The sequence below is a fragment of the Micromonospora sp. NPDC004540 genome (assembly GCF_040610095.1).
GTDB lineage: Bacteria > Actinomycetota > Actinomycetes > Mycobacteriales > Micromonosporaceae > Micromonospora.
On the sequence record NZ_JBEXLR010000162.1, the window covers coordinates 1 to 7,779 of the forward strand.

At 77.5% G+C, this 7,779-nt stretch carries 8 protein-coding genes and 2 pseudogenes; 8 read left to right on the top strand and 2 right to left on the bottom strand.

Annotated features, from left to right (window positions below; genetic code table 11):
* The 7 genes and pseudogenes from ABZV78_RS30600 to ABZV78_RS30630 form a co-directional block, all read left to right on the top strand.
* Positions 1–205, top strand: a pseudogene (locus ABZV78_RS30600) (phosphoheptose isomerase); the annotation flags it as partial.
* A 320-nt stretch (positions 206–525) separates the two neighbouring features.
* Positions 526–1,938: a PfkB family carbohydrate kinase gene (locus tag ABZV78_RS30605; protein ID WP_355644187.1), complete on the top strand. Its 1,413-nt coding sequence runs from the start codon at positions 526–528 to the stop codon at positions 1,936–1,938.
* 82 nt (positions 1,939–2,020) lie between these two features.
* Entirely contained in the window at positions 2,021–2,704 is a 684-nt protein-coding gene (locus ABZV78_RS30610; protein WP_355644199.1) for an SDR family oxidoreductase, read from the top strand.
* Positions 2,701–3,699, top strand: a complete 999-nt coding sequence (locus tag ABZV78_RS30615; protein WP_355644188.1) for a glycosyltransferase family 9 protein — start codon at positions 2,701–2,703, stop codon at positions 3,697–3,699. The genes ABZV78_RS30610 and ABZV78_RS30615 overlap by 4 nt, the downstream gene beginning before the upstream one ends.
* Before the next feature lie 22 nt (positions 3,700–3,721).
* Entirely contained in the window at positions 3,722–4,579 is an 858-nt protein-coding gene (locus ABZV78_RS30620) for an alpha/beta fold hydrolase (protein ID WP_355644190.1), read from the top strand.
* A gap of 123 nt (positions 4,580–4,702) precedes the next feature.
* A complete protein-coding gene (locus ABZV78_RS30625; protein WP_355644192.1) occupies positions 4,703–5,353 on the top strand; it encodes a hypothetical protein in 651 nt (216 codons plus the stop codon).
* A gap of 131 nt (positions 5,354–5,484) precedes the next feature.
* Positions 5,485–5,877 (top strand): hypothetical protein, encoded by a 393-nt coding sequence (locus tag ABZV78_RS30630; protein WP_355644194.1) that lies wholly within the window; start codon positions 5,485–5,487, stop codon positions 5,875–5,877.
* Between the two features lie 83 nt (positions 5,878–5,960).
* On the opposite strand, the gene ABZV78_RS30635 is transcribed toward ABZV78_RS30630, so the two are convergent.
* Both ABZV78_RS30635 and ABZV78_RS30640 read right to left on the bottom strand, forming a co-directional pair.
* Complete coding sequence (locus ABZV78_RS30635) at positions 5,961–6,164, bottom strand: GTPase activator (RefSeq protein WP_355644196.1); 204 nt, start codon at positions 6,162–6,164, stop codon at positions 5,961–5,963.
* A 61-nt stretch (positions 6,165–6,225) separates the two neighbouring features.
* Positions 6,226–7,116, bottom strand: a complete 891-nt coding sequence (locus ABZV78_RS30640) for a DUF72 domain-containing protein (RefSeq protein WP_355644198.1) — start codon at positions 7,114–7,116, stop codon at positions 6,226–6,228.
* Between the two features lie 172 nt (positions 7,117–7,288).
* Between ABZV78_RS30640 and ABZV78_RS30645 the strand changes: the two are divergent.
* Positions 7,289–7,779, top strand: a pseudogene (locus ABZV78_RS30645) (hypothetical protein); the annotation flags it as partial.

The window sequence follows — 7,779 nt, forward strand, 5'->3', positions numbered from 1 at the left end:
CACCAGCACCAACCTCCTCACCGCCGCCCGCGCCGGACACGACACCGGCCTGCGCTGCTGGGCCTTCACCGGCCCCGCCCCCAACCCGCTCGCCGACCTGTGCCACGACGTGCTCGCCGTGCCGTCCCCGGACAGCCAGGTGGTGCAGGAGCTGCACCTGGTCTCCACCCATCTGCTCTGCGAGTACGTCGACCAGGCGCTGCCGCTGATCCGGCAGCTCCCCACCACGCCCGTCCCGGCGCCCCGGGCGGGGACCTTCGCCCGCTGGGCACCGCCACCCGTCCGCGCCGGTGCCGACCGGGACGGCGTCGACGGGACCGGCCCGGACGGCCGCCTGCTCGCCCGGGTCGGCTCCGGCTCGCACCTGGGCGGCGGCCGGGGGCTGGACGGGCACGCCCGGGACGAGGCGCGCCCCCACGGGCACCGCCCGGTCGACGGCCACGGCGTCAACGGACACAACGGACACTCGGCCAACGGGCACGGGTCCAACGGACACGGGCCCACCGGCACCGGATGGGTGCAGTCGTGAGCGGCCCGCTGGTCGTGGTCGGCGACGCCCTGCTGGACCGGGACGTCACCGGCGTGGTCGGCCGGGTCGCCCCGGACGCGCCGGTGCCGGTGCTCGACGAACGATCAGCCACCGAGCGGCCCGGCGGGGCCGGGCTGGCCGCACTGCTCGCCGCCGCGCAGGAGACCGAGGTCGCGCTGGTCACCGCGCTCGCCGACGACGCCGGCGGGGCCCGCCTCGCCGAACTGCTGGCCGAGGCGGGGGTGGCGGTCTACCCGATGCGCCTGCCCGGCGCGACGGCCGAGAAGATCCGGCTCCGGGCCGGTGGGCAGACCCTGCTCCGGCTCGATCGGGGCGGCGACCCGCAGTCGCCGGGCGAGCCGTCCGAGGCCGTGCTGGAGCTGCTCGCCCGGGCCGGGGCCATCCTGGTCAGCGACTACGGTCGCGGCCTGGCCCGGCAGCCCACGCTGCGCGCCGCGCTGGCCGAGGCGGCCGCCCCGGTGGTCTGGGACCCGCACCCGCGCGGCCCGGCCGCGGTGGCCGGCGCCCGGTTGACCACGCCCAACCTCGGCGAGCTGCGCCTGCTCACCGGCGACGCGGGGGGCGGCTCGGCGCTCTCCACCGCCACCCGCGCCGGGCACGAGTTGCGCCGCCGGTGGCGGGTCGGCGCGGTCGCGGTGACCATGGGCGCGGACGGGGCGGTGCTCTGCCACTCCGGCAGCACACCGCTGGTCGTGCCGCCGCCGTCCACCGTGGACCACGTCGAGGACACCTGCGGCGCCGGGGACCGGTTCGCGGCCACCGCCGCGCTGGCCCTGGGCGACGGCGCGTCGACCGCCGAGGCGGTGCAGGCGGCGGTCGAGGCCGCGTCCGCGTACGTGGCGGCCGGCGGCGCGGCCGGCCTGCACCGGGCGCCGGAGCCACGGCCCACGCCGGCCGCCGCGCGCACCGCCGAGGAACTGGTGGCCGAGGTACGCGCCGGCGGCGGCACGGTGGTCGCCACGGGCGGCTGCTTCGACATCCTGCACGCCGGTCACCTGGCCACCCTCCAGGCCGCCCGCCGTCTCGGCGACTGCCTCGTGGTCTGCCTCAACTCCGACCGCGGCGTGCGGGGCCTCAAGGGGCCAGAGCGCCCGGTCAACCCGGAACAGGACCGGGCGCGGCTGTTGGCCGCGCTGGACTGCGTCGACGCGGTGGTGGTCTTCGACGAGCCCACGCCGCACCAGGTGCTCGCCCGGCTCCGTCCGGACGTCTGGGTCAAGGGCGGCGACTACGCGGGCGACGGCGCGCCCGAGCTGCCCGAGGCGGAGCTGGTGCGCCGCTGGGGCGGGCGGGTCGTCACCGTGCCCTTCGTGGCCGGCCGGTCCACCACCGGCACCATCTCCGCCGCGCGCCAGCGCGGTCTCCACCTCGTCAAGGGAGCGGTATGAGCGAGCGTCAGCGAGCGAATCATCAACGCAGCGCGCCTCAGGGCGGCACGGAGCGAAGCGGAGTGCCGGCATGAGCAGGGACCTGAACGGGAAGGCCGTCCTGGTCACCGGCGGGTCGAGCGGCCTCGGCGCGGCGGTGGTGACCGCGGTGGCCAAGGCCGGCGGGCGGCCGTACGTGCTGGACCGGCAGGCGCCGGCCGACGGGGTGCCCTGGGTCGAGTGCGACCTGGCCGACACCCGGGCCGCCGAGGCGGCCACCCGGCAGCTCGCCGAGCACGCCGGGGGCCTCGACGGCGTGGTGACCGCGGCCGGCATGGACGTGCCGGGCCGGCTGGCCGACGTCGACGGCGCCACCTGGGACCGGATCGTGACGATCAACCTGCTCGGCACCGCCGCGGTGATCCGGGCCGCGGTGCCGCACCTGGAGCGGGCGCACGGCACGGTGGTGACCGTGGCGTCCACGCTGGGCGTCAAGGCGGTCAGCGACGCGACCGCGTACTGCGCGGCGAAGTTCGGGGTGGTCGGGTTCACCCGGGCGCTCGCCGCCGAACTGGCCGGGCAGGTCGGCGTCACGCTGCTGATCCCGGGCGGCATGCGGACGGCGTTCTTCGACGACCGGGACGAGCGGTACAAGCCCGGCCCGGATGCGATCCTCAACGACCCGGCCGACACCGCCGAGGCGGTCCTGTTCGCGCTGTCCCAGCCGCCCGGCTGCGCGGTACGCGAGCTGGTGGTCTGCGCCGAGCAGGAGTCCTCGTACCCGTGATCCTGGTGCTCCGGGCGCTCGGCGTCGGCGACCTCGCCACCGGGGTGCCGGCGCTGCGCGCGCTGCGCGCCGCGTACCCCGGGGAGGAGCTGGCGCTGGTCGCGCCGCGCTGGCTGACCCCGCTGGTCGAGCTGGTCGGGGTGGTGGACCGGCAGGTCTGCGCGGACGGGCTGGGCCACCTCGGGTGGTCCGGCCCGCCGCCCGCGGTGGCGGTGAACCTGCACGGCCGGGGGCCGCAGTCGCACCGGATGCTGGCCGAGGTCGGGCCGCGGCGGCTGCTGGCCTACCGCAACGCCGAGGCCGGGTGGCAGGACGGTCCACCGTGGCGGGCCGACGAGCACGAGGTGGACCGGTGGTGCCGGATGCTGGGCTGGTACGGGGTTCCCGCCGACCGCACCGACCTGGCGCTGCGCCGGCCCGCGCCCGGCGGGCTGCCGACCGGGGTGACGGTGGTGCACCCGGGCGCCAAGGCGGTGCGGCGGCGCTGGCCGCCGGAGCGCTTCGCGGCGGTGGCCCGGGACCTGGCCGGGCGGGGCCACCGGGTGGTGGTCACCGGCAGTCCCGGCGAGCGGGACCTCGCCGCCGACGTGGCCCGCCGGGCCGGGTTGCCGGCCGACGCGGTGCTGGCCGGCGCGACCGACGTCGGCGGGCTGGCCGCGGTGGTCGCCCACGCCCGCCTGGTGGTCTGCGGGGACACCGGCGCCGGTCACCTGGCCACCGCCTTCGCCACCCCGTCGGTGCTGCTCTTCGGCCCGGTGCCGCCCGCCTGGTGGGGGCCGCCGCCGGACCGGCCGTGGCACGAGGCGCTCTGGGTCGGGCCGCGCCCGGCCGGGGACGGCCCGGGGGCGCACCCGGCGCTCACTGAGCTGGACGTGCCGGCGGTGCTGGCGGCGGTGGACCGGGTGACGGCGGCCGCCCGGTCGCGGTCGGTGGCCGGGCGCCGGGTTCCGGCGCAGGTGGCTGCGGTCGACCCACCCCTTGCTACCCGCCGGTAGCTTCCCGCCGTAGGCTGAGCCGGTGAGCGGGGAGTACACGCAGGAGTTCGTGGACGTCGACGGGGCGCGCATCGGCGTCCAGGTCTACCCGGAGCCGGACGGGCCGCCCGGCGCGCCCGTGGTGGTGATCTGGCCCGCCATGGGGGTCCGTGCCCGCTACTACCGGCCGTTCGCCGCCGCGCTGCGCGACGCCGGCCTGGCCGTCGTCGTGGCCGACCTGCGCGGCACCGGCGAGAGCACCCCGACCCCCTCCCGCGACTGCCGGTACGGCTACGCCGAGCTGGCCACCGACGTCGGCGCGGTGCTCGACGCGCTCAAGCCCCGGCTGGACGGCCGGACCCGGCTGCTGCTCGGGCACTCGCTCGGCGGGCAGGTCGCGGTGCTGCACCAGGCACTGCACGACGCCGAGCGGGTGGACGGGCTGGCCCTGGTGGCGGTGGGCATCCCCTGGTGGCGGGGATATCCGGGGGCGCGCGGCTGGGGCGTGCTGCCGTACACCCAGGCCATCGCGGCGGTCGCCCGGCTGCTCGGCGTCTGGCCGGGCTGGGGGTTCGGTGGCCGGCAGGCGCGCGGGGTGATCCGGGACTGGGCGCACACCGCGCGGACCGGGCGCTTCCCGGTGCTCGACGGGGTCGACGCCGAGGCCGCCGTCCGGCGGGTCCGCACCCCGGTGCTCGCGGTCAGCGTCGACGACGACCAGTACACGCCGCACGAGACGCTGGACCACCTCTGCGGCAAGCTCGCCGCCGCCCCGGTGACCCGGCACCGCTACACCGTCGCCGAGGCGGGCGCCCCGCTGGACCACTTCACCTGGGTACGCGCCGCCGCCCCACTGGCCGCCCGGGTCGCCGCCTTCGCCGCCGCGCTGCCGCCCCGCTGACCGGGACACCCCGAACGACCGGGCCGGAACCGGGCGGGCGCGGCCGCCGCCCGGAAGACGGGTGCGTAGCCGCGCCGAAGGTGGGTAAGCCGCACCGCCCGAACACGGCGGAGGGGGATCAGGATGTCCGAACGGCACACCGCGTTGCGCTCGATGCACGACCTGGGCCTGGCGGCCTGGTTCGGCGGCTCACTGATGGGAGCGCTCGGCGTCAACGGCGCGGCGGCGAAGATCGACGACTCGACCCAACGGCTGCCGGTCGCCTCGGCCGGCTGGGCGCGGTGGACTCCGGTCAACGCGGCGGCGATCGGCGCGCACCTGGCCGGCGCGGTCGGTGAGCTGGTGACCGAGAGTCCACGGGTGGCAAGCCAGGCCGGGGTGGCGAAGATGAGCGCGGTGAAGACCGCGCTGACCGTGGGCGCCCTGGCGGTGACCGGCTACAGCCGGCTGCTCGGCATGCGGCTGCAGAAGGCGGGCGGACCGTCCGTCGAGGGGGCCACCGAGCCGAATTACCAGACGCCGGCGAACGTCGCCTCCTCGCAGCGGCAGATGAAGCTGCTCCAGTGGGCCATCCCTGCGATGACCGGCGCCCTGGTCGTGGTGTCGGCCTACATGGGTGAGCAGCAGAAGCCCGGACAGGTGTTCCGGGGCCTGCTGGGCCGGGCCAGCGGGCTGGCGAGCGCCCCGATGGCGATCGGCAGGATGGCCGGGATGGGCGGCAAGATGGCCGGGATGGGCGTGGCGAAACGACCGATGGCCATGGCCGGCAAATGAAGCGCCCTGCGGTCGGCGACCCACCTCGGGTGTGGTGCCGGCCGCGCGGCGTACCCGGGTTCCGGCGCATGACCGGACCGGTCGTGGGCAATCAGCGCGGGCACGGGGGAATCCAGCCAGGTGAGGTGGCCATGAGCAGCAAGGACCGATCGGGTAGGGGTGCGGGGCGCGGGCCGGAGGCGGCCGCCCCGTGGGGCACCACCGACGGCTTCGACGCCGACGCGCCGTGGGGCGCGGGCGACGACGACCCGATGGACGAGGGCAGCGAGGAGAACGCGGTCCCCGAGGGCCGGCGGGGCGAACGCCGGGCGGCGGGCGCCGGGCCGGGCGGCCCGAAGGCCGGCCGGCACGGGTTCGGCCCGGTAGAACCCACCCGGACCACCGAGGCGGGACCCGGCGCGCCGCCGGACCCCGCGCCGTCGGGACGCACCTTCCCGGACGACCGCGCCGACGGGGACCTGGGGGACAACGCGTTGGAAGACGCCACCGGCATGCGCCCGGAAGGGGTCAGCTGGCGCGGCTGACCCGGACCGCCCGTGCCGGGCGGCCGGACCGAGGACGACACGACGCCCGGGGCGCCTCACCGCCCCGGGCGTCGACGCACCGGTCAGGAACCGGTGCCGTCCTCCCCCGGCCGGCCCAGCGCCGACGGCTCGTTCTCCGGCACCGGCGGTTCGGCCACCGGGTGCCCGGTGTCGTCCACCAGGCCCGGGGCCATGCTGCCGCCGTGCGCCTCCTCGGCCTCCCGGGTCGCCCGGGGATCCCGGTCGTCCCGGGCCAGGCCACCGGGCTCGTCCTGCCGCTCGTCCACGCGTCCCCCCTCGCTGTCGTCCCTCGGCTCCGCCGGTACCCGGGACGTACCGGCGGAAACCTCAGGCGCGCGCGGCGGCCGGCGTGAGGCCGAGCAGCCCGGCGAGCCGGGCGGCGTCCCGCTGGGCCTGGTCGCCGCAGCAGTTGTTGAGCAGCACGTGCAGCTCGGCGCACTGGTCGGCCAGCTCGCGCAGCAGCACGGACCAGCGCCGCAGCTCCTCCTCGCCGTAGGCGTAGCGGAACCTGTCCTGCTTGTCACCGCTCTCCCAGGCGGTGCTGTGCCCGTGGAAGCGGACCACCGCGAGGTCGGTGGTGGCGACGAGGATCGGCGGCACCGAGGAGGCGTGCCCCTGCGGCATGTCCACGCAGACGTACCCGAGCCCGTGTTCGCGCAGGAAGGTCACCGTGTCCACCACGGCGTCCTCGCTGAACCAGGAGGAGTGCCGCAGCTCGACGCCGACCGGCCAGGGGCGGCAGCGCCGGGCCGCGGACAGGATCCGCCGTTTGGCGGCGTCGCCGCGAGCCAGCCAGGGTGGGAACTGGAGCAGCACGGAGCCGAGCCGGTCGGCCGCCGCGAGCGGCGCCAGCGCCGCGTGGAACCGGTCCCACAGGTCGTCGTACGCCCCGGCGGAAAGGTCGCGCCAGCGGACCCGGTTCGGGCCGCCGGCCGGGCGCAGCTCCCGGGGCAGCGCGTCGACCGGGGTGTGGTGGCCGGTGAAGAGGCGGAACGCCTTGACGTCGAAGGTGAAGCCGGGCGGGGTGGCGGCCGCCCAGCCCGCGGCGGTCTCCGGCGCCGGGATCGCGTAGTACGAGGTGTCCACCTCGACCAGTCCGAACCGCTCGGCGTACCAGCCGAGGCGGCCGGCCGGGGTGTTGACCGCGCGGGGATACCAGCCGGAGCGGACCAGCATCTGGTCGGCCCAGGAGGACGTGCCCACCTTGATGACACCCATGTAATTCAGTGCACCGCGATCCGGACGAATCGGCAACCCGGGGACGGTCGGGCGTGGAGTGGCCGAAGTGGGTTGACCGGCGGTGCGGTGATCCATCTCACCCTCCCGAACGGGGTGGACGGCGGGGTTCCGGTGTGACGCCACGACCGGTGTCGGCGCTGAGGGACACGAGATGAACGGACACCGCATGGACCAGGAGACCGCCGAGCGCCTGCTCGTCGGTCCCGTCGCCGACGCGCAAAACGGTCCGGAGGCGCTCGTCCGGTTCCTCGCCGCCGTCCGCGCGGATCCCCGCCCGCACGAGCTCAGCGGTGAGGGCGCCGCCCTCCGGGCGTTCCGCCTGGCCCGGGCCGGCGAGCCGGTGCCGGTGTCCCGCCCCGAACGGCGGTTCCGCGCCGGGCTGCTCGGCGCGAAGCTCGCCCTCGCCACCGCGCTGGCCACCGCCACCGGTGGCGTCGCGCTGGCCGCCGTCACCGGCCACCTGCCGGGCCCACTGGGCGGCGGTGGCGGCACGGCCCCCACCGCGACGCCGAGCGCCGGGGCCGACGGGTCGGCCACGCCGTCGGCCGGCCCGAGGCCGCCGCCCCCCCCCGGCCCCCGCCCCGCCGACCGGCCCGGGCGGCCGGCCGGGGGGGGGCGGGGGGGGGGGGCCGCTCAGGGGAC